Source organism: Aureibaculum algae (assembly GCF_006065315.1).
Classification (GTDB): domain Bacteria; phylum Bacteroidota; class Bacteroidia; order Flavobacteriales; family Flavobacteriaceae; genus Aureibaculum; species Aureibaculum algae.
Genome location: NZ_CP040749.1, coordinates 802612 through 828872, shown reverse-complemented (window position 1 = coordinate 828872; position 26261 = coordinate 802612). Strand labels below are relative to the sequence as shown.

Genomic DNA, 26261 nt, shown 5'->3' with positions numbered 1-26261 from the left:
AAAAAATACACATCATAATTTATTCATTAAAAACCCAGCAAATACACTATTAAAACATTCTTTGGTCAGACTTGAATGATATATCGTTAATCGCTTCTAATAATGTTTGACCAAATTTAACTTCACGCTTAATGCTATCAGTATATTTTTGATACCTGTTTTCGTCACCCATTTGTTTGTAAACACTCGCTCTCATTCGATTTTCTAAATCATTATTAATCAATTCCTCAAAAGGCTTACCTACTCCGAGATTTCTAGGACGTATTTCCGCCTCATCTATTTTACTTAATGCTTGCGTGTAATTTTTCTTATTCATTAAATTATATGCTAACATTAACTTCGTTTGTCTATAGTATCTATACGAATCTGTAGCTCCCTCAAATGGTAATACATTAATACTAGACAATATATGTTCCGCTTTTTTGTATTGGCTATTTAACATATAAGACTTAGTTAAATCTAATCCAACAATGTAATTTTTAGTATTATTTTTATAACATTTTTCCAATATTTTTACAGCGTCTTTGTAGTGTTTTAATTGAATATTTAATTTTGCAGCCATCCGGTAATAACGCCATTCTTTAGGCTCTATTTGAATTGCCTTTTCTATCAACTTTATCTTTTTCTCAACACTTCCATTAATGTCCAGTTTAGCCTTCAAAAAATGGAAAGGAGCAAAATTATTAGGGCCAAGAGATTTGTTTAACAAATCTAATGCCTTCTCTTTATTACCTCTAAAATTATGAATTAATGCTAATAAGTAATGTACTTTCCATGACTCTTTTTGAACGTTAGCCCATTCTAAAATTTCTGCTGTTTCTTCCCTAAATGGAAAAACAAACGATAGATCTGAATTTTCTGCTTTATCTAAATATATATCGGAGTCAGATTTATTTATACCCTTATTCAACCATGCTAACCAAAAGAACACCTCGCTATTTTTAGGTGATAATTTTAACACCTCAATACTTTCCTTAAATCTATTATTATTGGCATACCAAATTGCTAATTCTAAGTATGATTCTATGGGTAGCTCATTTTTTATAAGCGATTGAAATTTTTCAAGATTAGTATCAGTTGGCGACCTATAAAAATCCTCAAACCGAATAAAATGGTTTAATGGATTCAATTTTTCAATTTTATTTCGAGTTACTTTTATTTGTTCGTCATTTTTCTGTATTCTGGCTAAAACATGTAAAATCTGAAATCCTTCAATATTGTTTGAATCACTAGTTACGCTCAGCAATGCATATTCATTAGCCTTTAAATAATCATGTTTAGATAAATATAAATGTGCCAAAGCTGTATATGCAGCAACGCGATAGTTTGGCGTTAAAGCAGCAACTTCAAACCCATCTATGGCATCAATATGGTTCGCAAGTTTTGACGCTGCCAATCCATAATAGTAATTTGCCTCTCCATTATAAGTATCAATGCTCAACGCCTTTTTTCCATAATAAAATGCAGAATCATAATCCATTCTGAAAATTTTTAATTTGGTCATCTCTACTAAAGAAGGAAGGAACAAAGCATCTTTTGTTAGAGATTTTTTGATTGTCACCTCAGATTCACCGTATTGTCGAAACCTATTCAAATCGCGTCCTTGTAAATAAAGTCCAAAGGAGCTTTCTCTATCAAAATTTTCAGGAATTTGCATGGGTCTGCTTATGTTTTTTTCGGGTACTTCCGAAACAAAATCAATATTTTCTTCATTTAAATTGATACTAGCAACCACCTCATCAGTAGGCAATTTTATATCAATCCGAACAAGCTCTAAAGGATTAGCATTTACAACTGCACTTCCAATCTGTAATCTATTAGCATTATAAACACGTAAGGTATCCCTAATAGTTTGTACAGGACTTATCTTTACTGAAAGCACATTGTCTGGAAGCGTTTCAATTTTAAACGCACCCGTTTTGTTGGCATGGCTAAATCCACCCAATCCATTGAAGGGGTACCAATATTCCATCCATTGATCACTATTGTATGGCATAAAGCCAACTTGTTTAAAAGGGGTTAAACTACTTTCAACTACATTTTGATTAAATAATCTACCACTCTGTATTTCTACATACTGCCCACTATCATTGGTAAGCAATTCTTCCCAAATTTTACCCGAATCTGATTGTGCCCAAAGAAATATTTTCTTCCCCAATTTATCATCTCTATTCGCAAAATGAATCATACCAAAATCATCTTTTTTCCATAGAGCACCAAAATAATTACGCTGAGAACCTATAATATGATATGATTTTGAAGATCCAAAATTATTTTCCTCATAATTTGATAGATTGCGTCCTTTACTATCTATTGGCCAATTGTGCATACTTCCATCATGACCGATATAATGATTTCCAGGATATAAAAATTCTAATTTTTGCCCAACAGGAATCCCTGCATTCATCCATGTATAATAAGGTTGTTCAACACCTGTTGCATTAAACCAATAGGACCTTGTAGTAAAATAGGCTTTATCTTTTTCTAGTTTAGTCTCAACAACCCAACGGGTTCGAGTTAGCAAATCTAATGTAGATACATAGCAACTGACACTACCATCATCGTTATTTTTCACTAAGTAATCAACCGGAGTAGCACTATTTGGAGTATGACCAATAATTCCATAATTCATTTCTATACCTCCACTTACCCATGGCCCACGCATCGCAATATCTCTAAATTTCACAACGCCATTATTATATAAAAAATCTTTACTACTTTTCTTATCATAGGCCGTCCAAATTTTACCTCCAATTTCCGGCATAATTTGGACTTTTATATATTTATTCTCAAGTTCAACAACTTTCCATTCTTTTTTCAACCCGCTATCAGAAAATCCGTCAAAACGAAAATATGGATAAATCTTATTGTCTTCAGGAATTGGGTTTGGATCAGAAAATGGATACGTAATATAGCTTTTTGTAGTTTCCTTAACTGTAGCAATTTCTTGACTTAAAACAAGACTGGAAAATAAGGATGCACTAATAAAGAGGCAAATTTTAAACATGGCTATTATATAATTAACATTAATTCAAAAAAATTAATTTTGTTAAATATAATAGTTTATTAACTAAAAATATAATTATTAGTATAACTACGTTCTTACAATTGGAGAAAGCTCATGAAATCTTAAAATGATTCTTTATTCGAAGACCCTCATTAAAAATAAAATCCAAACCCACCTTTTACAGCAAACTTCGTTGCTCCGGGCATGTCTAAATAATTTCCTCTAAAGACGAAGTCAATTCTTATAAACTTAAAAATATTATCTACGCCAACGAAATATTCGTAATACGGTTTTGTTGGTGCCTTACCTTGTAAATCAAACGCACTTAAGGCAACGTTTTTGTCAGATAAATTTCCTATAACGGCTCTAACTCCCGCTATTTCTCTCCAATTAAGTTTACGTAGTAATGGTATTCTCGAAAAGATTCTACCATTAAAATTATGCTCTATGTGCAATGCAGCATATTCATCTGTTACAAAATCATAATAATTAAGTAAATCAAAAGTTCGTGGTGCCGTAAATATGGCTTGATTTCCAGGAACTACATCTAACATGGTCAATGGCACCTCTCCAAAAGTTTTACCCACTTCTAGAAAATACTTTAACTTCCCAAAACCTCCCATCAAAACCCTATGTCTATAATACAACTGGAGCTTATCATAATCAAAATCACTGTCTAAAAATCCTTTTAAGCCTTTGGTATAACTCAAATATACGGTAGGATATCTACCTTCATTACTTACATTTCGTTCCACTCCGAATCCCGCCGTCTTACGTCCTGGAGTATAAGTAATACCCACGTCCAATTCTGTTTGTTTTATTTTAGCTTGTTCAAAACCATTTTTATCAAAATAGCTAACATTAAATAAGGAGTCTGGTGCAGCAGAACTCAATGTTTTGTAAGTTGCTCCAAGTCTAAAGTTTAAATTCTTTATGGGTTCAACATCAACAGCTAAATTGGTAAGGTTTACATTGGTTAAACTATAATTATCGCCTCTAGAAAAGAATGAGGATGAGGCAAAACTACGACTAAGAACATCATTTGCCGTTGTTAAACTTACCCCTGTTTGTTCTATATCTCGCCTATTACCTAGCGATAAAATTATTCTATTTCTTTTATCAACTAACCACTTACCTGATATACCGTACTTTACTTTATCATCTTTAAAGCCATAAGCTGCATATCCTTGAATACGCCATGTATCATTCTGACTAAAATAGGTTCTCCCTCCTACTCTAACCCTAAAACCTTCTATATCATTACTACCAAAAGAGGAAAAAAGTGGTCCATAGTCAAACCCATCAAAAATTTGCCAATACCCAGTGGCTAATGTGGCCCCAACATTATATAACTGTTTAAATTTTCGAACCGTTTTTAAGGTATCTAACATCTTATATACCCCTACCTCATCTTTATTCAGTTTCTCCATTCGATTTTCACTCCAAAAATCATCAGGCTTATTATATATTTCTTCTTCGTAAGAACTTACTTTTGCTTTATATACATCATCATCGCGTTCTTTTTCGAATTCGTAATTGTTATATAGTGTGGTTCTTCGACCATAAACTCCTTTTGACTTATCCTTAGAATTAAAAGAAAAGTCAGACATCATATGATCTCGTTTTAATAGAAAAACAGAATCACTTAACACTTCAAATTCTTGAGCTACATAAATTTCTTTTACCCAGTTTATATTGGCACTTCGTGTAGCATTCATTTCAATTTCTTGAATAGCAAACGTGGTATCGTTTACCCAAAAGTCACCTTTAAACGTAAGTTCATTTTTCCGTCTTGGATAAAAAACAATATTGTAACACCATTTATTACCAAGATAAGCACTATCTGCCAATACATAATTATAAACTGAAACCCCTGTTCTTGAAAGTGGACTCGTAAAACTTTTATCGAAAAATTTCAAATAATTATCGTAAATATTATAGTCTACATATAATTGTTTTACAAACTCAATAAGTTCTTGGTTACTATCAAAACCTGAGTTTTTATTAGCAATTAAGGTTTCATTTGATTTTTGAGAAGGTTTATTCTTACCATATACCTTATACAAAGCTTCATTTATGAAAATTGGTAAATAAGGTTTCCCTGTGATGTTAGAAGTATCAATTTTCTCAAAAACGAACTCCATTCCTTTAAAAAGTCGTTTTTTCTTAAACTTTTCATCAATATTATTAAGATCGAACTCTATTTTTTCATACTTATCATATTCATATTGCTTGTAAAGACGTAAACCATTTTGACGCTTTTTGGCCCATATTTTCTTTAAAATCTCAACAGCTGGATTTCCTTTTTTCTTTGTTTTTCCAGAATAAACTAAAACCTCATCTAGGGCAGCAGCATCTTCTTTCAGTACGATTTTAAGATCAAAATTTCTCGCTTTTAGTGGAATTATTTTGGTTTCAAAACCAAGAAAAGAAATCATTAATTCTGTATATGTATTTTCTGATTCAATATAAAATTTCCCATTCTCATCAGACACACCACCTTCTGTAGAGCCTTTAAAAATGATATTTGCAAATGGTATAGGTTCCCCTTGCTCATCTACAATATGACCACCTACTTTAACTTGCGAAAAAGCGAACGAGGTGATTAATAAAAAAAGTGTTATTAAATATTTCAATAGTCAAAATTTAGAGTATTAATAAAAAAAACCTTTTACAACTAGTTGTAAAAGGTTTGATTATTACAAATTTAATGCCATTATTTTACATAAAGAACATACTTAACTGCTTTAATCACATCTTCCGAGTTAGGTATCCACTCTTTTAATAGGACAGGCGAATATGCAGCTGGCGTATCTGCCGTAGTTATTCTTTGTATTGGAGCATCTAAATAATCAAATGCTTGTTCTTGTACTTGATATGTAATTTCAGATGACACACTAGCAAAAGGCCAAGCCTCCTCTAAAATTACTAATCTATTTGTTTTCTTTACAGATTTAATTATTGTGTCATGATCCATAGGTCTTACCGTACGTAAATCAATAATTTCAACTGAAATATTTTCTTTTTCTAATTCTTCTGCAGCTTTATAAGCTTCTTTTATGATTTTCCCAAAAGAAACAATAGTAACATCTGTACCTTCTCTTTTAATTTCAGCAACACCAATTGGTAAAACATATTCACCATCAGGCACTTCACCTTTATCACCATACATTTGTTCAGATTCCATAAAAATTACAGGATCATCATCTCTAATAGCTGCTTTTAATAAGCCTTTAGCATCATATACATTAGATGGTACAATTACTTTTAAACCTGGAGTATTTGCAAACCAGTTCTCAAATGCTTGAGAATGTGTTGCTCCTAACTGACCTGCTGAAGCTGTTGGTCCTCTAAAAACAATAGGGCAATTAAACTGCCCTCCAGACATTTGTCTTATTTTTGCCGCATTATTTATAATTTGGTCTATACCAACCAAAGAGAAATTAAAGGTCATATATTCTACTATAGGCCTGTTACCATTCATCGCTGAACCAATAGCAATCCCAGCAAAACCAAGCTCAGCAATTGGTGTGTCTATTACACGTTTAGCACCGAATTCATCTAACATACCTTTGGAAGCTTTGTAAGCACCATTATATTCTGCGACCTCTTCACCCATTAAATAAATAGATTCGTCTCTACGCATTTCTTCGCTCATTGCTTCGCAAATAGCTTCTCTAAATTGAATTGTTCTCATATTGCTTATAAAATTACTATGCAAAAATAGAAAATTAAGGCTAGTTTATAAGATTATCAATCAAATATTTTACTATGCACGCATAGTAAAACGAAAAAAAAGTAGTAACTTCGCCTTAAATAATTAAAATAGTTTAAAAAATGAAAATATTAGTGTGTATAAGTCACGTTCCTGATACAACCTCAAAGATAAATTTTACCGATGGTGATTCTAAATTTGATTCAAATGGTGTTCAGTTTGTAATTAATCCATACGATGAATTTGTTTTAACAAGAGCCATGTGGTTTAAGGAAAAACAGGGAGCGTCTGTGACTGTTGTAAATGTAGGTAATCCCTCTACGGAACCAACTTTGCGTAAAGCCTTGGCCATAGGAGCTGATGAAGCTATTCGTATTAATGCCGATGCATCTGACGGTTATTTTGTTGCTAAGCAATTGGCTGAAGTGGCAAAAAATGGAAATTATGACCTAATACTAGCCGGTAGAGAATCTATTGATTATAATGGAGGGATGGTTCCTGGTATGTTGGCTGCTATTTTAGATTTTAACTTTGTAAATGCTTGTATAGGGTTAGAAGTTGAAGGGGATAAAGCCACGGTTATAAGAGAAATTGATGGTGGTAAAGAAACATTAAGCACAAGTTTACCATTGGTAATTGGAGGTCAAAAAGGAGTTGTAGAAGAAAAGGACCTACGAATTCCGAATATGAGAGGAATTATGATGGCTAGAAAAAAACCATTAAATGTTGTAGAACCGATTTCTTTTGAGGCAACTACGGAATCAAAAAGTTTTGAAAAACCAGAAGCAAAAGGTGCGGTTAAGTTAATTGATGCCGATAATGTTGGTGAGTTGATTGATTTATTACATAATGAAGCTAAAGTGATTTAAGGTCACTAAATCAAGAAAAGTTTAATATCTAATATAAAAAAATATGTCTGTACTCGTATACGCAGAATCCTCTGAAGGAAAATTTAAAAAAATCGCTTTTGAAGCAGTTTCTTATGGCAAAAAAGTTGCCGAACTATTAGGAACCAAATTAAGCGTGCTTACTATAAATGCTGAGAACGCTTCAACGTTTTCAGACTATGGTGCTGAAAAAATCATAAAAGTAAACAATGAAAAACTCAGTAATTTCAATGCTAAAGCCTACGCTGATGTAATTAAGCAAGGTGCAGAAAAAGAGAGTGCTGATGTTATCATTATTGACTCAAGTAATGATGGTATTTACTTAGCTCCACTTTTGGCTGTCAATTTAGAAGCAGGATATGCTTCCAATGTTGTTGAAGCACCCAGCTCAATTTCTCCATTTACAGTAAAAAGAAAAGCATTTTCTAATAAGGCTTTTGATAATACAGAAATTAAAACGGCTAGAAAACTAATTGGATTAGCAAAAAATTCTTTTGGTTTGGTAGAAAATAAAACTTCTGCAACTGAAGAAGATTTCACTCCGACTCTTGCTGAGGGTGATTTTAACATCACTTCAACCTCAATTGATAAAGCAAAAGGTAAAGTTACAATAGCGGATGCTGATATTGTTGTTTCTGGTGGTCGTGGATTAAAAGGACCTGAAAACTGGGGAATGATAGAAGAGTTAGCTGATATTCTAGGTGCAGCAACGGCCTGCTCTAAACCTGTTTCTGATTTAGGTTGGAGACCACATAGTGAACATGTTGGTCAAACAGGAAAGCCAGTAGCCGCCAATTTATATATTGCTATAGGAATTTCAGGTGCAATACAACACTTGGCTGGAATCAATTCTTCAAAGGTAAAAGTGGTTATTAATACTGACCCAGAAGCACCGTTTTTTAAGGCGGCTGATTATGGTATTGTTGGTGATGCATTTGAAGTTGTACCAAAATTAATAGAAAAGTTAAAAGAATTTAAGGCTCAAAACGCATAATTTTAGTAAATTGTGCCCTTCAAAGGCTGTCTATATTTTGGATACTTAAGTCCTTTATTAGACAGTTTTTTTTATTTTATAATTTATGAGTTTAGTCCGCCTCAACATAAAAGGTATATCATATAGTCAGACACAAAGCGGTGCGTATGCACTGGTTTTAAGTGAGGTCGATGGCGAACGTACGTTGCCTATTATTATAGGTGCTTTTGAAGCACAATCTATAGCCATTGCTCTAGAAAAGGAAATAAAACCACCTAGACCGCTAACACATGACCTCTTCAAAACTTTTTCTGACCGTTTTCATATTAAAGTGAAACAAGTAATCATTCATAAATTAGTTGATGGCGTGTTTTATTCTAGCCTCATCTGTGAACGCGATAAAATTGAAGAAATTATTGATGCTAGAACTTCTGATGCCATAGCATTGGCAACTCGTTTTAATGCACCAATTTTCACCTACGAAAATATTTTAGACAAAGCAGGTATATTTTTAAAAATAAAAGATGAGCCTAAATTAACTCAAACTAAAATAGAAGTTGAAGAAATGGCTATTGAACTTGCCGAAGAATCTTCATTAAAAGAAATTTCCATAAAAGAATTAAATAAACAGTTGAATGAGGCCGTTGTAAATGAAGATTATGAATTGGCAGCCAAATTAAGAGATGAAATCTCCAAAAGACAGAAATAAAAGACCCGCACAAGCATATGACTCGTAATTTCGTTATTTTTATTTTAGTCTTATTTAGTTTAACTACTAATATATCAGCTCAAGAAACACTAACAGATTCAATTTCAATTGCGGAAACAAAAAGTGCTGAACCCAAACAAGATTCTCTAATAAAATACTGGCAATTATCCAGCCATATTCTATATCAAAAATATCCTGATAGTATAAAATCAGATGTTGTGTTTATAAAGAGTAAAGAGTTTTTATCTTTAAGCGAAAGCGGTGAATATACCTCAAAACTAAACAACATTTCTGGTTCTGGATTTTGGTTAAAAAATCAAGACTTATTATTATTCCAACAGAAAACACCAGCAAAAGTTGATTTTTATTATCAAATTATAGAAACTTCTCACAATCATTTAAAGTTAAAAAATGGTAATGAAGTCTTTACTTTTATTGCTGATACACACGATAATTTTATCATCCAACAAGTTTCCGAAGATAAATTAATTCCCAGTCAAGGGTTTTCTTTTAATTCGTTATGGAGAGGAGTTCTAGGTATGATTGCACTGTTATTGATTGCCTATTTTTTTAGCAGTAACAAAAAGGGTATTAAGTGGAAAACAGTTGGTATTGGATTGCTCTTTCAATTAATTATCGCCATTGGGGTTTTAAAAATTCCTTTTATTCAAAAAGGATTTGAATTTGTGGGAGGAATTTTTGTAAGTATTTTGGATTTTACAAGAGCAGGTAGTAAATTTTTATTTGAAGGTCTTGTGGTAGATATGGATACCTTTGGATTCATTTTTGCGTTTCAAGTACTGCCTACAATTATATTCTTTTCAGCACTTACTTCTGTATTATTCTATTTAGGCATTATACAGAAGGTTGTCAAATTAATGGCCATGCTTTTAACGAAGTTCTTGGGCATTTCAGGTGCTGAAAGCTTATCGGTTGCAGGTAATATTTTTCTAGGTCAAACTGAAGCTCCGCTTCTTATAAAAGCCTATTTAGAAAAAATGAATAAGTCTGAAATGCTGCTAGTTATGATTGGTGGTATGGCAACTGTTGCTGGTGCTGTTTTAGCGGCCTACATTGGTTTTTTAGGTGGTGATGATCCCGTATTACGATTAATGTATGCAAAACATCTTTTGGCAGCTTCAGTAATGGCAGCTCCAGGAGCAATCGTTGTTTCAAAAATATTGTTTCCACAAACTGAAGCTATAAATACTGACGTACAAGTGTCTTCCGAAAAAATAGGTTCTAATATATTAGATGCTATTGCAAATGGTACAACAGAAGGTTTAAGGTTAGCTGTAAATGTAGGAGCAATGCTCTTAGTTTTTGTAGCCTTTATTGCGATGATTAATGGTGTGTTTGGTTGGTTAGGTGAAATTACTTCACTTAATAATTGGATGGCTATTAACACTCCTTATCCTAAATTTTCATTAGAAGCGGTATTGGGTACTATTTTTGCTCCATTGATGTGGTTAATAGGGGTTGCGAAAGAAGACATGATGTTAATGGGACAACTTTTAGGGATAAAATTAGCGGCCAGTGAATTTGTAGGTTATATTCAATTAGCAGATTTAAAAAATATTGCTAATGCCACACACTTAAACTATCAAAAGTCTATTATTATGGCTACATACATGCTATGTGGTTTTGCTAATTTTGCTTCTATAGGAATTCAAATTGGCGGTATTGGTTCGTTAGCTCCGGGACAACGTAAAACGTTATCTGAATTCGGTATGAAAGCCCTAATTGGAGGTTCTATAGCTTCATTAATTTCTGCTACCATTGCAGGGATGATCATTGGATAGTACAACAAATCTTCGTTAATAAACTTTTAATAAAATAGAAATTCAATTCCATTTAAATCTAACACTTTTCAGTATTTTGCTGATTCAAATTAATAGACAAAAATGAAGCAATATCACGATTTAGTAAAACATGTTTTAGAAAACGGAAACGAAAAAGGTGATCGTACAGGTACGGGTACTAAAAGTGTTTTCGGTCATCAAATGCGATTTGATTTGTCTGATGGCTTTCCAATGGTGACTACTAAAAAGTTGCATTTAAAATCGATTATTTACGAATTACTATGGTTTATAAATGGTGACACTAATATAAAATACCTACAAGAAAACGGTGTTCGAATTTGGAATGCTTGGGCGGATGAAAAAGGTGATCTAGGACCTGTTTATGGACATCAATGGAGGAATTGGAACAGTGATGAAATTGATCAACTTACAGACGTTATAGACACATTAAAAAACAACCCTAATAGTAGAAGAATGATGGTATCTGCTTGGAACCCTTCCGTTTTGCCAGACACATCAAAATCATTTAGCGAAAATGTTGCTAACGGAAAAGCTGCATTACCACCTTGTCATGCTTTTTTTCAATTTTATGTAGCCGATGGGAAATTGTCATGTCAACTTTATCAAAGAAGTGCTGATATTTTTTTAGGTGTTCCCTTTAACATCGCTTCTTATGCGTTATTTACGATGATGATTGCACAAGTATGCGGATATGAAGCAGGAGAATTTATTCATACATTTGGAGATGCACACATTTACAACAACCATGTAGAACAACTAGAATTACAATTATCTAGAGATGTTCGGCCGCTTCCAAAAATGAAAATAAACACCGCAATAAAAAGCATTTTTGACTTTAAATTTGAAGATTTTGAATTATTAGATTATAATCCACATCCGCATATTAAAGGTGCTGTAGCTGTATAAAATAATAAATCCCAAAATTCACTAAAGGATTTTGGGATTTATTATTTTTAATAGTTAACTTACTATAATTCTAAAACAGAATTTTCAGTACCAGCAAATTCGTTAAATGCATAACTATCTGCTTGCTCATCATTTTTGTAAGCTCCATCAACTAAATATCTAAATTGATATGAAGTACCTTTCTCTAAATCGATAGTTCCTTTAAAGTTACCATTTTTTAGTTTTTTTAGCTCATATTTTTTTGCAGGTTTCCAATTGTTGAAATCTCCAACAACTGCAACTTTTTCAGCCTCAGCTTCAGGTACCGTAAAAGTTACCTTACAAACTGGTTTAGTTTTTAAATAGTTCTTAGTAATTGCCATAATTTTGTGTTTTTTAAATTAGGACAAAATTAATTAAGTTTTTCTACATCTCATCGCTAATCCACTGATTATTAAGTCGATTTAACAATAATTTAATTTTAAATAACAAAAAAATGAAAAACTCAAAATTCATCGTTAAATATTATATAATTATTATTTTTAAATTCTTTTTTTTGAATAAAAATTGTAAATTTATAACCATTTTACTATAAAAATGCCCTTATTAAATAGTTAGAACCTACCAGTTTGATAAATAAGGCATTAAATAATTGCATAAGAGAAACTCTAAATAATAAAGTATCATGAAAAAAGAAGATTTAAAAAAAGATTTAATTGACCGTATCAATGAAATTGATGATGAAAATAAGCTGACTGCCATTCAGACTATTTTAAATACACTTGAAAGTGAACACATTGAATTTGACAATAAAAACAATGCCTTAGAACCTGAAGATTTTGGTGGTTATATTAAAGAATGGTTAAAAAGCATGTAATAAAATATGATAAAACATGTTTTACCTAAACACACAATTAATATGATTAGAATTTTCATTAGTACATTATTTACCTTTAGTTCTTTATTTATTTTTAGTCAAGAGATTGAAGTGGTTAATGTATCAAATGAAGTAGAAGAAGTTCCTTTCGCTATAATTGAAGATGTGCCAAGTTTTCCCGGCTGTGAAGAATTGGAAAAACATCTTCAAAAAAATTGCTTTCAAAATAAAGTTCTAAAACATGTTGTTAAGAATTTTGATGCTCATTTAGCAAATGAGCTCGGACTCCCCTCAGGTAAAACCCGAATAATTGTTATGTTTTCGATTGCATCTGACGGCGTAGTTAAAGACATTAAAGCTAGAGGAGCACATGAAAGACTAGAACGTGAAGGAATAAGGGTTATTAATGAACTTCCTAAAATGAAACCTGGAAAATTAAAAGGTAAACCGGTTAATGTAAAATACACATTGCCGATTACCTTATTGGTTGAAGAAACAACAAAAAATGACCAAACCAAAGAGGAAGTAATTAATAAAAATTAGATCTGATGGAAAAAGAACAAATTGAAATATACGAAAAAGCCCGTAAAAGGGTAAAGCAAAAAAAGAGATTATATTATCATTTTATTGTCTTTTTGGTCGGTTCTCTATTTATAATAGTATTAAACACTTTTTTTAAAGTTGGAAGCCAATATGGTGAATGGTTTAAATACGTTGTGGCTCTTTGGCTTTTAATATGGATATTTCATTTTATTAATGTTTTTGTTACCAATAAGTTTTTTGGAAAAGAATGGGAACGTATTGAAACTGAGAAATTAATGGACAAACACGAACTGAAATCTGACAAATTAGAAAGAGAACTTATTAAACAAGGTGTTATAACTCCTAATGATAAAATTTCTGGTTCAGAAAAAAAAAATCTAAACCATTGATTACTATTATTGCCGCAATTGGTAAAAATCGGGAACTAGGTAAGAACAATGAATTAATTTGGCACTTGCCGGATGATTTAAAACGTTTTAAGAAAGTAACTTCTGGTCATGATGTAATTATGGGTAGAAAAACTTTTGAATCTTTGGGTAAAGCCTTACCTAATAGAACTAATATTGTAATTACCAGAAACAAGAATTACAAAGCAGAAAATTGTGTTGTAGTGAACTCCATTGATGAAGCTATTAAAATTTCTACAGATACGAATCCTTATATTTTAGGTGGAGCTCAAATTTATTCTCAAGCTATTAAAATAGCCGATGAACTTGATTTGACTTTTGTAGATGCTTCATTTGATGCTGATGCTTTTTTTCCTAAAATAGATGCTACTATCTGGAAAGAGAAACATCGCGAAAATTTCTTAGCAGATGAAAAACATAAATACAATTATAGTTTTATTTTATATAAAAGGAAATGATTATATACAAAAAAAAGTGAGCCACTACACTCACTTTTTACTCAAACTAACTAATCAAATATCTATGATATTGACTTATCATAAATTTCTTTAAATTTTAATTTCTTTTTCAAATGACATCTCTTTATTTGAAAGTACAACTCTGTATTTTCCAGCTATACTTGAAGAAAAGTCATATACTTTATTAAATATTTGGTCATTTTCAATTTTCTCAGAATAAACCAAATCTCCGTTCTCATAAAAAATACTTAATCCTAAAAATTCAGAGTCTAGAATTGTTTTATGAATTGTTAAGAGTCCACCGTTGTTTACAACTGCAGGCTTAAAAAAGATAGATTCATTTTCTTTATCAAAAACAACTTTACTCTTATTTACATCAAAGGGAATTAAATTAACTTGAAACTCTTTATCCAATTCAAAAATATAATTACCATCTGGTAATGCCGTTAAATCAAACTTCTTTGAGTAATTTCCATTTATTTGAATTGTTTCTTTATAAAGAACTAAACCATTCATGTCTTTTATACTCAATACAGAACCTTCTGTTACATCATTTAATGTTACGTTAGTAACATCATCATTTTCGTTAGTTACAATTTCATTTGCATAACTAATCATAGTAGCAAATAATACTACTAATACTAAACTGTTTTTGATCACGTTTTTCATGTTATTGTTTTTTTAGAATTAATTACACTACAAATGTATGGGCACTTCTACTTTTAGAAAACATCAATATTAATATATATGTATAGTATATTAACACAATGTGATTCATAATCAATTTTACTTGTTAATTTAGCATATATTAAGGTTAATTTTCCGTAGTTTCATAAAATTTTGACTTGCATAGAAATAGGTTATTATGTACTACTCAACCTAAAGCAGGTTCCTATTCTATAAAACAATTGTGCTGACTTTTGAACAAAAAAAAAGTGAGCCACTACACTCACTTTTTACTCAAACTAACTAATCAAATATCTATGATATTGACTTATCATAAATGTCTTTAAATTTTAATTTCTTTTTCAAATGACATCTCTTTATTTGAAAGTACAACTCTATATTTTCCTGCTATACTTGAAGAAAAGTCATATACTTTATTAAATATTTGGTCATTTTCAATTTTCTCAGAATAAACCAAATCTCCGTTCTCATAAAAAATACTTAATCCTAAAAATTCAGAGTCTAGAATTGTTTTATGAATTGTTAAGAGTCCACCGTTGTTTACAACTGCAGGCTTAAAAAAGATAGATTCATTTTCTTTATCAAAAACAACTTTACTCTTATTTACATCAAAGGGAATTAAATTAACTTGAAACTCTTTATCCAATTCAAAAATATAATTACCGTCTGGTAATGCCGTTAAATCAAACTTCTTTGAGTAATTTCCATTTATTTGAATTGTCTCTTTATAAAGAATTAAACCATTCATGTCTTTTATACTCAATACAGAACCTTCTGTTACATCATTTAATGTTACGTTAGTAACATCATCATTTTCGTTAGTTACAATTTCATTTGCATAACTAATCATAGTAGCAAATAATACTACTAATACTAAACTGTTTTTGATCACGTTTTTCATGTTATTGTTTTTTTAGAATTAATTACACTACAAATGTATGGGCACTTCTACTTTTAGAAAACATCAATATTAATATATATGTATAGTATATTAACGCAATGTGATTCGCAATCAATTTTACTTGTTAATTTAGCATATATTAAGGTTAATTTTCCGTAGTTTCATAAAATTTTGACTTGCATAGAAATAGGTTATTATGCACTACGCAACCTAAAGCAGGTTCCTATTCTATAAAACAATTGTCCTGACTTTTAAACAAAAAAAAAGTGAGCCACAACACTCACTTTTTACTCAAACTAACTAATTAAATATTTATGAATTTTATATCACAAATGTCATTTAAAAATTTATCTCTTTTGAAAAAGTTCTATCTTCAGTTGATAATAACACTTTATACTTACCTTTTAAACTTTTTGAAAAATCATACGTCTTATTTATTAACTTTTCATTGTTAAAGTTCTCTGAATGTACTAAATCTCCATTTTCAAAATAAATTTTTATGCTCAATTCTTTTTCAGAATTAAGAATCGTTTTTTGAATTCTTAACATTCCATTTTCAAAAACCATAGCTGGTTTAAAAACTACAGACTTATTTTCAATATTAAGATCTACTATATTACGTTTTACATTAAAGGGTATAGATTTAATTTCAAAATCTTTATCCAATTCAAAAATATAATTTCCATCAGGTAATGAAGTCAAATCAAACTTCTTTGAATAATCACCACTTACTTGTATAGTTTCTTTGTAAAGAATTAAACCATCAACATCTTTTATACTCAATACAGATCCTTCTGTTACATTATTTAATGTTACGCTAGTAGTTTCATCATTTTCGTTAGTTACAATTTCATTTGCATAACTAATCATAGTAGCGAATAACACTACTAATACTAAACTGTTTTTTATTATTTGTTTCATCTTTTCTTTTTTTAGAATTATTTATGCTACAAATGTATAGCGAGATATAACTTTAGAAAACATCAATATTAATACATTTGTATGGTATATTAACACAATGTATTTCACAATCAACTCTACTTGTTAATTTAGCATACATTCAGGTTAACTTTCCGTAGTTTCATAAAATTTTGACTTGCATAGTAATAGGTTATTATGCACTACGCAACCAAAAGCAGGTTCCTATTCTATAAAACAATTGTGCTGACTTTTAAACAAAAAAAAAGTGAGCCACAACACTCACTTTTTACTCAAACTAACTAATTAAATATTTATGAATTTTATATCACAAATGTCATTTAAAAATTTATTTCTTTTGAAAAAGTTCTATCTTCAGTTGATAATAACACTTTATACTTACCTTTTAAACTTTTTGAAAAATCATACGTCTTATTTATTAACTTTTCATTGTTAAAGTTCTCTGAATGTACTAAATCTCCATTTTCAAAATAAATTTTTATGTTCAATCCATTTTCAGAATTAAGAATCGTTTTTTGAATTCTTAACATTCCATTTTCAAAAACCATAGCTGGTTTAAAAACTACAGACTTATTTTCAATATTAAGATCTACTATATTACGTTTTACATTAAAGGGTATAGATTTAATTTCAAAATCTTTATCCAATTCAAAAATATAATTTCCATCAGGTAATGAAGTCAAATCAAACTTCTTTGAATAATCACCACTTACTTGTATAGTTTCTTTGTAAAGAATTAAACCATTAACATCTTTTATACTCAATACAGATCCTTCTGTTACATTATTTAATGTTACGTTAGTAGCATCATCATTTTCGTTAGTTACAATTTCATTTGCATAACTAATCATAGTAGCGAATAACACTACTAATACTAAACTGTTTTTTATTATTTGTTTCATCTTTTCTTTTTTTAGAATTATTTATGCTACAAATGTATAGCGACATATAACTCTAAAAAACATCAATTTTAATACATTTATATAGTATATTAACACAATTAACCCACACTGTATTTAAAAATGTTAATTTAGAACACAATATTGTTAAATGTCTATAGATTTACCGGATAATATCTCGTAATTTTGTAACAATAATAAATAATATGACAATGATTAAGAAACCAACTTTTGAAAAGATAAGTCCCAATTTTGGAAGTTCTGTTTTGGTAATGCAGCATACAAAAAAAATAAAAAATAAAAACTCTGCATTTTGGCACTTTCATCCAGAAATAGAATTAGTATATGTTGATAAAGGAAAAGGAAAGAGACATATTGGTAACCACTTGTCATATTTCAACAACAGTCAACTTATATTAATTGGATCTAACCTTCCGCATAATGGATTTGCAGATCGTCTTACCACTAGAGGTACAGAAACAATTGTACAATTTAAACCGGATTTCTTAGGAGAAAACTTTTTTAAGATTCCAGAAATGAATGCGATTGAGTTATTATTAGAAAAAGCTAAAAAAGGATTACTATACAGACCGGAAACAAAAGAGGTTGTGGGGCCCAAAATTCAACACTTAATTGATTTAAAAGGGTTTGAGAGGATAAGCCTATTGCTTGAAATTTTAAACGATTTAGCCAAAGCAGAAGATTATACATTATTAAATGTAGATGGCTTCTCTTTTGAAACAGAAGCCCAAGACAGTGCGAAAATTGATATGATTTTTAAGCATATCAACACCAATTTCCAACGACCGATTCCATTAGACGAAATTGCAGATAAAGTAAGTATGACTGTACCTGCATTTTGTAGGTATTTTAAAAAAGCCACGGGTAAGACTTTTACAAAGCTAGTAAATGAATATCGCGTTGTTCATGCAACCAAATTACTCTCAGAAAGTCAATCAAGCATAACAGATATCTGTTTTGAGTGTGGTTTTAATAATTTTTCACACTTCAACAAATTATTTAATGAGATTACCGGAAAAAGTGCCTCTAAATATAGAAGTGAAATTAAACACTTAATCAAGCAAGGCTAATTATTTAATTTTTAACTCAAACGGCATTCTCGCTTGTACACCTTTTAGAGTTGAAAACTCTTTTATGTTTTTATATATTTGGTAATTTTCAACTCCCAATTCTTCTTTTATAATATTTTCTTTACTCATTATAATAAATGAAAGTGGGTTAAATGCATCTTTAAAATTAGTTTTATAACGCGGGTAATTGGTTATACCAAAATCAGTTATTTCTGCCAACTCTGCTGCCCTATTAATTGCATCATTTAAATTTCCTAACTTATCTACCAAACCATTTTCTAAGGCCTCTACCCCTGTCCAAACTCTTCCTTGAGCTATACTGTCAACGGCCGCTTCTGTCATATTTCTACCTTGAGCAACACGACTTACAAAAGTTTTATAAATACCTTCAACACCCTCCTTGGCAACATCATAAAACTCGTCTGTCATCGGTTTAAAAGGACTGTAGGCAAATGAATTTTTATTAGTACCAACCTGTTCTGCGTTTATACCAATTTTTTTTGTTAATTCACTAAAATTAGGTATAATTCCAAAGACACCAATAGAACCCGTAATCGTAGTAGGCTCTGCAATAATTTCATTAGCATTACACGCAATATAATATCCTCCAGATGCTGCATAATTACCCATAGATACCACAAGAGGCTTCTCTTTTTTGGTTAATTCTAACTCTCTCCATATTAAATCAGAAGCTAAAGCACTACCGCCTGGCGAATTCACCCTTAAAACGATCGCCTTAATTTTATCATCTTTTCTTGCTTTAGTTAAGGCTTCAATAATTTTTTCTTGTCCAACAACCTCTAGTGTTCCTTTACCGTATATTATTTCACCCTGTGCGTAGATAATGGCAATTTTATCAGATGCTGATGATTTCACCCTCCCCTTTCCTGTTGATATATAATCAGAAATTGACAAGTTATTTAGTTTTTCATCTTTATCAATTCCAACCAAACTCTTCAATTTATCCGTGTACTCGTCATTGTATAACTCATCGTCAACCATATTATTTTCTATGGCCAGTTGTGGTGTTCTTGCTAATAAGTCATCAGCAATAGCATTTATTTCTTCAACTGTTTTATTTCTACTTTCGGCAATATCTACCACAATTTCATTCCAAATAGAATTCAAAAAAGAGGAAACTTGCTCTCTGTTTGCTTCACTCATTTCATTGGCTAAAAACGGTTCAACTGCACTTTTATACTTACCATGACGAATGACCTCCATTTTAACACCAGACTTTTCTTGTAAGTCTTTATAATATAAAATCTCTGTTGACAACCCTCTAAAATCAACTTCTCCAACAGGGTTTACAAAAATAGAATCTGCCACTGAACTTAAATAATAATTACTTTGTAAATAATAATCAGCATACGCTGTTATAAATTTACCTGATTTTTTAAAATCTAATAATTTATCTCTTATGGCTTGTATTTGAGCTGTTCCTGCATTTACAAATAATGTATGAATACTTATTCCCTTAATTTTGTCGTCCGTTTCTGCATTTTCAATAGCGTTTAAAATTTCCTGCAAACCAATTTTACCTTCTTCCATATCAAATATTTCAGCAAATGGATCACTACTTTTAGGAGCATAATCTAATATTTGACTTTCTAAATTTAACTCCAACACAGAATTGCTTTTAACTGAAACAGCAGTATCCTCTGTAGAGGCTGAAATAATAACCACCAATATCACAAACATTAATCCTACTGCAATAAAAACTCCTAGTATTGCTGCTAATAATTCCCTTAAAAATTTCATGTATCTATATATTTATTTTATTCAATTATAACATGTGCTTTACAATTTATCATTCTCATCAAAATCATAGTTTTCAACATGTTGATTCACTTTTCTTAATTACCTATGAACCAAATCATCAATTTTACTCTCCTAATAAGTCTTGTAATGTTTTAAAATGTTACATCAAAATACTATTAACATTTTAAAATGTTTATAAATTGAGCGGCAAAGATAATCTTTTATCTAATGATTTTATTTTTCTTTGTACCACTTTCATGAAAATTCAAAGAACCACATATTTATCATTGGGTAGTAACGTCGGAAATCCCATAGAAAATCTACAATTAGCTATTAATTCAATTGCTAAAAATGTAGGTAGAGTTACCAAAATATCTTCTGTTTATAAAACAGCTTCATGGGGTTTTGATAGTGATGATTTTTTAAATATTTGCATTGAAGTTTCCAGTCACTTAAATCCTGAAAATTTATTAGAACGTGTTTTAACAATTGAAACGGAACTTGGTAGAAATAGAGGTACCTCAACAGCATACAAAGCAAGAATAATTGACATTGATGTGCTACTATTTGATGATGAAGTCATTTTTTACAACAATTTGACGGTACCACATCCACGCATGTTAGACCGTAAATTTGTTTTAGTGCCTTTGGCTGAAATTGCTCCGTTACTTAAACATCCAATAGCCAAAGAAACAATCACTAAATGTTTGGCCCATTGTGATGATGCCTTAGAAATTAAAAAAACCAATCTAATTCTAACACGTCCTATTTCAATTATTGAAAAATACAATTACATAGCTATTGAAGGAAATATTGGTGCTGGTAAAACAACCTTAGCAAAAATGATAGGTGACGATTTTAATGCAAAATTAGTATTAGAACGTTTTGCCGACAATCCGTTTTTACCCAAGTATTACGAAGATATGGAAAAATATGCTTTTCCTCTAGAAATGAGTTTTTTGGCAGATAGATACCAACAACTTTCAGATGATTTAGCTCAGTTTGACTTATTTAAAAACTTTATTGTTTCCGACTATTACATTTTCAAATCTCTCATTTTTGCTCAAGTTTCTTTATCTAAGGAAGAATATAAATTATATAGACGCATTTTTGATGTAATGTATAAAGAAATTACCAAACCCGATTTGTATGTTTATCTTTATCAGAGTATTGAAAGCCTGCTTGAAAACATTAAAAAAAGAGGTCGAGCATATGAGCAAAACATAAAACCTGAATATTTAGAACAAATACATCAAGGCTATGTTAACTTTATTAAAACAGAGCAAAATTTAAACACATTAATAATTGATGTCTCTGAAATGAATTTTGAGAAAAACATTGAAGATTACCATAGTGTTATTGATATGATTAATTATAACAAAGGCATTCTCAAAGCATAAACTTACCGTTTACTGACTAAAAAAAAGTTCTAAGTAACGAAAACGATACTATTTCTCCAATAATTCCAATTTCTCAGCAAAGTAGTCGCAAAAATCTCGCATTGTTGCTGTCATTTTTTCATCATTTGTAGCACGATAAAATGTATCTGACATAGAAAGTAATGTCTGATGAAAAAAGTGTTGCATTTCATCAAGAGGCATGTCTTTTGTCCATAAGTCCATTTTCAAAGTTTCCTTCTTCTTATCATCCCAAACAGAAATTAAAACCGCCTTTGTAGGTTCATTATCAATTCCTCCATCTTTGGCATCCCAAGATAATTTTTCAGGAATTTTATTTTCGTCTAGTTCTACAGTAAATTTTATTTCGGAATTATGTTTTGACATAGTTTTAATATATTAGTGACAGTAATTTAATAGTTTTGATATTCTATTTTATATAGGTAATTAAAAACACCCAATTGAATACTATTTACTTGGCTTATATTTCGATTTTTTAAATATCTCGTCATTTTTCATTTGTAACATCTCTTGTAAAGACGTGTCCGTATTTTGCATAAATGCTCTTACAATTTGCCAGCCAAACCACACTCCAATACTTCCAGGTGTTTCATTATCATTGGCTCTATAAAATTTTGAAAATGGAGCATTATCAATGAACCGTCGAGAAAGTTCTTGCTCAGTACTAAATAGTATTTTGTTTTCAATAAAATATTTCCAAACCTCTTCATCATTATACTCTGCCCATTCTATTTGCTCTTGGGTATATCCAATCTTTTCAGCATCACTAAGTTTTGGCACATATGCATCAAGCAAATACAACTTTTTACCTTGCTGTACCATTCTAGACACGAAAGTTCTATCCGTTGAAAACATAATTTGAACATTTGTAATTGCATTTGCTATATCAACAATTAAATGCTCTTTTGTGAAATTTTGCTTTATATAACTAGGGTAATCCTGATATATTTCACTATCCTTTCCTAAATAAACATCTAACGAAACAAATAACAAACTATCTGCATAAACTACTTTAGTCTCATAATCAACATTAGATAGTAACGTAATTACTTTGGGCGATTCAAAATTTGGATAATAGAATTTAATATGTTTAAACAACATTTCTATTTGCTCTTTTTCATCTGAAAAATCACTAAATACTTTCTGAGTTTCCGCATATAATTCCTGCTCATCTGTGTCTTCTATTTTCCGTAACCAAATACTATCATGGTTTTGAGCTGGGAACAAATAAGGATATTTACTTTTTAATTGAGGTAACTTTTCTGAAGTTGATGTGTAAAACTCTTGATCAAAGCGGTTTACATCAAATTCAACTGAGATATCAGAAACATCAATATCCGACTTCTCTTTTTTTGTACAATTTATTAAAGCTAAAAGTAAGATTAAAAAAGAAACGTATTTATACATTTATTAAAATTTAGTATTTTCGCTAAAACGTTTTTATCATTATAGCGTAAGGATTTACGTGCGACAAAACTACTAAATTGTTTTACAATGCAAACAGAAAAAGTAACAAAACATATTGTTAATTGGCTAAAGGATTATGCGACTAAAGCTGGAGTCAAAGGATTTGTAATAGGAATTTCTGGTGGAATTGACTCTGCTGTCACCTCTACACTTTGTGCCGAAACGGGTTTAGAGTTACTTTGCTTAGAAATGCCAATACACCAAGCTGAAAGTCAAGTTACAAGGGCTCAAGAGCATATTGCACAACTCAAAGCACGTTACCCTAAAGTAAGCTCTAAAAACATAAACTTAACCTCTGTTTTTGATGCTTTTGACGATTTATTACCTGATGAAGCTGCCACTGTTAAAGTAGATTTATCTATGGCAAACACCAGAGCACGATTAAGAATGAGCACACTGTATTATTTTGCAGGTATACACAGTCTGTTGGTTTGTGGTACTGGCAATAAAGTAGAGGATTTTGGTGTAGGCTTCTTTACTAAATATGGTGATGGCGGTGTAGATTTAAGTCCAATAGCCGATTTAATGAAATCTGAAGTCTATAAAATTGGAGCCCATTTAAAAGTACCTGAATCTATATTAGTCGCAAAACCTACAGACGGTTTATTTGGCGACTCTAGAACGGATGAAGATCAAATTGGTGCGAGTTATGATGAATTAGAATGGGCTATGAAAATGATTGCTCAAGGTAAAACCTTAAAGGACTTTGACGGACGAGCAAAACGTGTTGTTGAAATTTACTTGGAACGCCACAGAGCTAATAAACATAAAATGGTAGCAATACCAGTTTGCGAGATCCCTGAGGAGCTGATGAATTAAACCACTCTATTCAACCTATCGTAAAGAAGTTTTTTAAGCTTTGTATAATTCACGATCATCTCTAACATAGAATGTCGGTCGTCATCAGGTGTTTCTTCGATAAGCTCCTTGATTTTTAATTCAATTAAAATACGACGCAAATTTAAAATAGCATCCATAACCAATTTAGAAAGGCTTTTCTCTTTTGTACGAACATATATTTCTTTACTTTCCCAATCACTTAATGCATATTTCTCATCATCCATTAAGATATCAGTAACCACTCTACCCAATTCAGGATCTTCGTGATTAATAAACCCGTCAGAAGTTATCTTTTCATCTTGATTCAACTGATGAATAACATCAAAATATATTTTTTTAAAAGTAGCATTGCTAAACTCAATCTCATCGTCTTGTAAATGCAAATAGATTTCACTAGCTATTTTGTTTTGATAATTCTCTTTAACCAATTTAGTTCTACCCTCTTCATCTTCAACCTCTACATAATCCTCAAAATCAATTTCTTTATTACCATAAAGCAAGAGAATTTCTATCAATTGCTTTTCTAATTTATTTAATTGATCAGTTTTTTTAAACGCTACAGCTTCGGTTTTTACAACCGTAAAAGATTCTTGTCGATCATCTTTAGGACGTTTACTGGCTTCTCGCTCTTCATTTTTTGATAATTGTGCCAATTCACTGAACAAAACACGTTCAGAAATATCCATAATCTTAGCACATTCTTGGACATATATTTCTCGTTGAATCTGATTCGGGATTTTAGAAATAGTAGCGACTATGTCTCTAATCAACCCTGCTTTTTTTACCGGATCATCTTTAACTTCATCCATCAGTATGGACACCTTAAAACGAATAAAATCTTGAGCATTCGCATCTAAATAGGCTTCTAATTTTTCTAAAGAATTTTTCTTTGCAAAACTGTCGGGGTCTTCGCCATCAGGAAACATGACTACCTTAACATTCATGCCTTGCTCTAAAATCAAATCAATACCTCGAATTGAGGCTCTCAGACCTGCTGCATCACCATCAAACAGCACCGTGATATTAGGCGTTAATCTATTTATCAAACGAATCTGATCTGACGTTAATGCTGTTCCAGAAGAAGCCACTACATTATGTATTCCTCTTTGATAAAAAGAGATAACATCTGTATATCCCTCCACCAAATAACAATTGTCTTTTTTGGCAATACTTTGCTTGGCATTAAATATACCGTAAAGTACTTTACTTTTATGGTATAGCTCGCTTTCCGGTGAATTAAGATATTTCGCTGCTTTTTTATCGGAAGTTAAAATTCTACCTCCAAACCCAAGTACACGACCTGCCATACTGTGTATCGGAAAAAGTACACGTCCTTTAAAACGGTCAAATTTTTTGCTTTGAGTAGGATCTGATTGATTTTCCTTAACGATGGTTAACCCAGTTTTTTCTAAAAAATCTAATTGATATCCTTTCTTTAAAGCAGCATCTGTAAAAGCAGACCATTCATCTAAAGCATAACCCAATTCAAATTTTTTAATAGTTTCATCAGTAAAGCCACGTTCTTTGAAGTAACTTAACCCAATGGCCTTTCCTTTTTGAGTATTTAATAAAACATCATGAAAATAATTGCGGGCATATTCAGAAACCAAATACATACTTTCACGCTCACTTGCCTGCACCTTTTGCTCGTCAGATTGCTCCGTTTCATCAATTTCTATATTGTATTTTTTCGCCAAGTAACGAATGGCCTCCGGATACGTGTAATGCTCATGTTCCATTATAAAGGAAATAGCATTTCCACCTTTACCAGAACTAAAATCTTTCCAAATTTGCTTAACAGGACTCACCATAAAAGATGGTGATTTTTCATTAACAAAAGGACTTAACCCTTTAAAATTACTTCCTGCTTTTTTAAGCTGAACAAAATCACCAATAACTTCCTCGACACGAGCCGTTTCAAAAACTTTGTCTATGGTGTGTTGCGTTATCATATAAGTTTGGGTAGATAAGTAT

24 protein-coding genes are annotated in these 26261 nt (G+C 31.0%); 12 read left to right on the top strand and 12 right to left on the bottom strand.

From position 1 onward, the window contains the following. Positions 1-49 precede the first annotated feature (49 nt). The 3 genes from FF125_RS03320 to FF125_RS03310 all read right to left on the bottom strand — a co-directional run bounded on the left by FF125_RS03320 (position 50) and on the right by FF125_RS03310 (position 6704). Complete coding sequence (locus tag FF125_RS03320) at positions 50-3007, bottom strand: DUF5107 domain-containing protein (protein WP_138948444.1); 2958 nt, start codon at positions 3005-3007, stop codon at positions 50-52. A 152-nt stretch (positions 3008-3159) separates the two neighbouring features. Continuing rightward, positions 3160-5643 carry a DUF5686 and carboxypeptidase-like regulatory domain-containing protein gene (locus FF125_RS03315; RefSeq protein WP_138948443.1) on the bottom strand — a complete coding sequence of 828 codons (2484 nt, stop codon included), beginning with the start codon at positions 5641-5643 and terminating at the stop codon, positions 3160-3162. An 80-nt stretch (positions 5644-5723) separates the two neighbouring features. After that, positions 5724-6704: a pyruvate dehydrogenase complex E1 component subunit beta gene (locus FF125_RS03310; protein WP_138948442.1), complete on the bottom strand. Its 981-nt coding sequence runs from the start codon at positions 6702-6704 to the stop codon at positions 5724-5726. A 140-nt stretch (positions 6705-6844) separates the two neighbouring features. Between FF125_RS03310 and FF125_RS03305 the strand changes: the two genes are divergently transcribed. From FF125_RS03305 to FF125_RS03285, 5 genes are all read left to right on the top strand, one after another. Continuing rightward, positions 6845-7591: an electron transfer flavoprotein subunit beta/FixA family protein gene (locus tag FF125_RS03305; RefSeq protein ID WP_138948441.1), complete on the top strand. Its 747-nt coding sequence runs from the start codon at positions 6845-6847 to the stop codon at positions 7589-7591. A 43-nt stretch (positions 7592-7634) separates the two neighbouring features. Continuing rightward, entirely contained in the window at positions 7635-8603 is a 969-nt protein-coding gene (locus FF125_RS03300) for an electron transfer flavoprotein subunit alpha/FixB family protein (RefSeq protein ID WP_138948440.1), read from the top strand. 85 nt (positions 8604-8688) lie between these two features. After that, positions 8689-9291, top strand: coding sequence for a bifunctional nuclease family protein (locus tag FF125_RS03295; RefSeq protein ID WP_138948439.1), 603 nt, complete (start codon positions 8689-8691; stop codon positions 9289-9291). Between the two features lie 434 nt (positions 9292-9725). Beyond that, positions 9726-11093 (top strand): NupC/NupG family nucleoside CNT transporter, encoded by a 1368-nt coding sequence (locus FF125_RS03290; RefSeq protein WP_250629742.1) that lies wholly within the window; start codon positions 9726-9728, stop codon positions 11091-11093. A gap of 102 nt (positions 11094-11195) precedes the next feature. Next, positions 11196-12020, top strand: coding sequence for a thymidylate synthase (locus tag FF125_RS03285; RefSeq protein WP_138948438.1), 825 nt, complete (start codon positions 11196-11198; stop codon positions 12018-12020). A 62-nt stretch (positions 12021-12082) separates the two neighbouring features. Here FF125_RS03285 and FF125_RS03280 read toward each other — a convergent pair whose 3' ends face one another. After that, entirely contained in the window at positions 12083-12382 is a 300-nt protein-coding gene (locus tag FF125_RS03280) for an isoamylase early set domain-containing protein (RefSeq protein ID WP_138948437.1), read from the bottom strand. Between the two features lie 302 nt (positions 12383-12684). Between FF125_RS03280 and FF125_RS03275 the strand changes: the two genes are divergently transcribed. Genes FF125_RS03275 through FF125_RS03260 form a run of 4 tightly spaced genes read left to right on the top strand, consistent with a single transcriptional unit; the run spans position 12685 to position 14284 of the window. Beyond that, the gene (locus FF125_RS03275; RefSeq protein WP_138948436.1) at positions 12685-12876 is read left to right on the top strand and encodes a hypothetical protein; all 192 of its coding nucleotides are present in this window, start codon (positions 12685-12687) and stop codon (positions 12874-12876) included. 42 nt (positions 12877-12918) lie between these two features. Beyond that, positions 12919-13419 (top strand): energy transducer TonB, encoded by a 501-nt coding sequence (locus FF125_RS03270; RefSeq protein ID WP_175418856.1) that lies wholly within the window; start codon positions 12919-12921, stop codon positions 13417-13419. Positions 13420-13424: 5 nt separating this feature from the next. Continuing rightward, positions 13425-13808 carry a 2TM domain-containing protein gene (locus tag FF125_RS03265; protein ID WP_138948434.1) on the top strand — a complete coding sequence of 128 codons (384 nt, stop codon included), beginning with the start codon at positions 13425-13427 and terminating at the stop codon, positions 13806-13808. Then, on the top strand, positions 13805-14284 hold the full coding sequence (locus FF125_RS03260; protein ID WP_138948433.1) for a dihydrofolate reductase: 480 nt from the start codon (positions 13805-13807) through the stop codon (positions 14282-14284). The genes FF125_RS03265 and FF125_RS03260 overlap by 4 nt, the downstream gene beginning before the upstream one ends. Positions 14285-14374: 90 nt before the next feature. On the opposite strand, the gene FF125_RS03255 is transcribed toward FF125_RS03260, so the two are convergent. The 4 genes from FF125_RS03255 to FF125_RS03240 form a co-directional block, all read right to left on the bottom strand. Continuing rightward, positions 14375-14953 (bottom strand): hypothetical protein, encoded by a 579-nt coding sequence (locus tag FF125_RS03255; protein ID WP_138948432.1) that lies wholly within the window; start codon positions 14951-14953, stop codon positions 14375-14377. A gap of 340 nt (positions 14954-15293) precedes the next feature. Next, positions 15294-15872, bottom strand: coding sequence for a hypothetical protein (locus FF125_RS03250; protein WP_138948431.1), 579 nt, complete (start codon positions 15870-15872; stop codon positions 15294-15296). A 339-nt stretch (positions 15873-16211) separates the two neighbouring features. Then, positions 16212-16793, bottom strand: a complete 582-nt coding sequence (locus tag FF125_RS03245; RefSeq protein WP_138948430.1) for a hypothetical protein — start codon at positions 16791-16793, stop codon at positions 16212-16214. 338 nt (positions 16794-17131) lie between these two features. Continuing rightward, a complete protein-coding gene (locus tag FF125_RS03240; RefSeq protein WP_138948429.1) occupies positions 17132-17713 on the bottom strand; it encodes a hypothetical protein in 582 nt (193 codons plus the stop codon). Between the two features lie 209 nt (positions 17714-17922). On the opposite strand from FF125_RS03240, the gene FF125_RS03235 reads away from it, so the two are divergent. After that, a complete protein-coding gene (locus tag FF125_RS03235; RefSeq protein WP_138948428.1) occupies positions 17923-18801 on the top strand; it encodes an AraC family transcriptional regulator in 879 nt (292 codons plus the stop codon). Here the strand turns inward: FF125_RS03235 and sppA are convergent, their stop codons facing one another. After that, the gene (gene sppA, locus FF125_RS03230; protein WP_138948427.1) at positions 18802-20562 is read right to left on the bottom strand and encodes a signal peptide peptidase SppA; all 1761 of its coding nucleotides are present in this window, start codon (positions 20560-20562) and stop codon (positions 18802-18804) included. A 257-nt stretch (positions 20563-20819) separates the two neighbouring features. Here sppA and folK point away from each other — a divergent pair, with 257 nt between their 5' ends. Next, entirely contained in the window at positions 20820-21962 is a 1143-nt protein-coding gene (folK, locus tag FF125_RS03225; RefSeq protein ID WP_138948426.1) for a 2-amino-4-hydroxy-6-hydroxymethyldihydropteridine diphosphokinase, read from the top strand. Between the two features lie 48 nt (positions 21963-22010). Here folK and gldC read toward each other — a convergent pair whose 3' ends face one another. Together gldC and gldB are read right to left on the bottom strand one after the other, a co-directional pair. Next, positions 22011-22346 carry a gliding motility protein GldC gene (gene gldC / locus FF125_RS03220; RefSeq protein WP_117881864.1) on the bottom strand — a complete coding sequence of 112 codons (336 nt, stop codon included), beginning with the start codon at positions 22344-22346 and terminating at the stop codon, positions 22011-22013. A gap of 81 nt (positions 22347-22427) precedes the next feature. After that, on the bottom strand, positions 22428-23387 hold the full coding sequence (gene gldB, locus FF125_RS03215; RefSeq protein WP_138948425.1) for a gliding motility lipoprotein GldB: 960 nt from the start codon (positions 23385-23387) through the stop codon (positions 22428-22430). 87 nt (positions 23388-23474) lie between these two features. Between gldB and nadE the strand changes: the two genes are divergently transcribed. Then, entirely contained in the window at positions 23475-24266 is a 792-nt protein-coding gene (gene nadE / locus FF125_RS03210) for an NAD(+) synthase (protein ID WP_138948424.1), read from the top strand. Here nadE and dnaG read toward each other — a convergent pair. Further along, positions 24263-26239 carry a DNA primase gene (gene dnaG / locus FF125_RS03205; RefSeq protein WP_138948423.1) on the bottom strand — a complete coding sequence of 659 codons (1977 nt, stop codon included), beginning with the start codon at positions 26237-26239 and terminating at the stop codon, positions 24263-24265. The genes nadE and dnaG overlap by 4 nt on opposite strands. Between the last annotated feature and the right edge of the window lie 22 nt (positions 26240-26261).

Excerpts from the sequence above, each read along its gene's own strand:
- FF125_RS03320 (WP_138948444.1), bottom strand. The coding sequence starts at position 3,007 with ATGTTTAAAATTTGCCTCTTTATTAGTGCATCCTTATTTTCCAGTCTT.
- FF125_RS03310 (WP_138948442.1), bottom strand. The coding sequence starts at position 6,704 with ATGAGAACAATTCAATTTAGAGAAGCTATTTGCGAAGCAATGAGCGAA.
- FF125_RS03305 (WP_138948441.1), top strand. The coding sequence starts at position 6,845 with ATGAAAATATTAGTGTGTATAAGTCACGTTCCTGATACAACCTCAAAG.
- FF125_RS03300 (WP_138948440.1), top strand. The coding sequence starts at position 7,635 with ATGTCTGTACTCGTATACGCAGAATCCTCTGAAGGAAAATTTAAAAAA.
- FF125_RS03295 (WP_138948439.1), top strand. The coding sequence starts at position 8,689 with ATGAGTTTAGTCCGCCTCAACATAAAAGGTATATCATATAGTCAGACA.
- FF125_RS03285 (WP_138948438.1), top strand. The coding sequence starts at position 11,196 with ATGAAGCAATATCACGATTTAGTAAAACATGTTTTAGAAAACGGAAAC.
- FF125_RS03280 (WP_138948437.1), bottom strand. The coding sequence starts at position 12,382 with ATGGCAATTACTAAGAACTATTTAAAAACTAAACCAGTTTGTAAGGTA.
- FF125_RS03275 (WP_138948436.1), top strand. The coding sequence starts at position 12,685 with ATGAAAAAAGAAGATTTAAAAAAAGATTTAATTGACCGTATCAATGAA.
- FF125_RS03270 (WP_175418856.1), top strand. The coding sequence starts at position 12,919 with ATGATTAGAATTTTCATTAGTACATTATTTACCTTTAGTTCTTTATTT.
- FF125_RS03265 (WP_138948434.1), top strand. The coding sequence starts at position 13,425 with ATGGAAAAAGAACAAATTGAAATATACGAAAAAGCCCGTAAAAGGGTA.
- FF125_RS03255 (WP_138948432.1), bottom strand. The coding sequence starts at position 14,953 with ATGAAAAACGTGATCAAAAACAGTTTAGTATTAGTAGTATTATTTGCT.
- FF125_RS03250 (WP_138948431.1), bottom strand. The coding sequence starts at position 15,872 with ATGAAAAACGTGATCAAAAACAGTTTAGTATTAGTAGTATTATTTGCT.
- FF125_RS03245 (WP_138948430.1), bottom strand. The coding sequence starts at position 16,793 with ATGAAACAAATAATAAAAAACAGTTTAGTATTAGTAGTGTTATTCGCT.
- FF125_RS03240 (WP_138948429.1), bottom strand. The coding sequence starts at position 17,713 with ATGAAACAAATAATAAAAAACAGTTTAGTATTAGTAGTGTTATTCGCT.
- FF125_RS03235 (WP_138948428.1), top strand. The coding sequence starts at position 17,923 with ATGATTAAGAAACCAACTTTTGAAAAGATAAGTCCCAATTTTGGAAGT.
- sppA (WP_138948427.1), bottom strand. The coding sequence starts at position 20,562 with ATGAAATTTTTAAGGGAATTATTAGCAGCAATACTAGGAGTTTTTATT.
- folK (WP_138948426.1), top strand. The coding sequence starts at position 20,820 with ATGAAAATTCAAAGAACCACATATTTATCATTGGGTAGTAACGTCGGA.
- gldC (WP_117881864.1), bottom strand. The coding sequence starts at position 22,346 with ATGTCAAAACATAATTCCGAAATAAAATTTACTGTAGAACTAGACGAA.
- gldB (WP_138948425.1), bottom strand. The coding sequence starts at position 23,387 with ATGTATAAATACGTTTCTTTTTTAATCTTACTTTTAGCTTTAATAAAT.
- nadE (WP_138948424.1), top strand. The coding sequence starts at position 23,475 with ATGCAAACAGAAAAAGTAACAAAACATATTGTTAATTGGCTAAAGGAT.
- dnaG (WP_138948423.1), bottom strand. The coding sequence starts at position 26,239 with ATGATAACGCAACACACCATAGACAAAGTTTTTGAAACGGCTCGTGTC.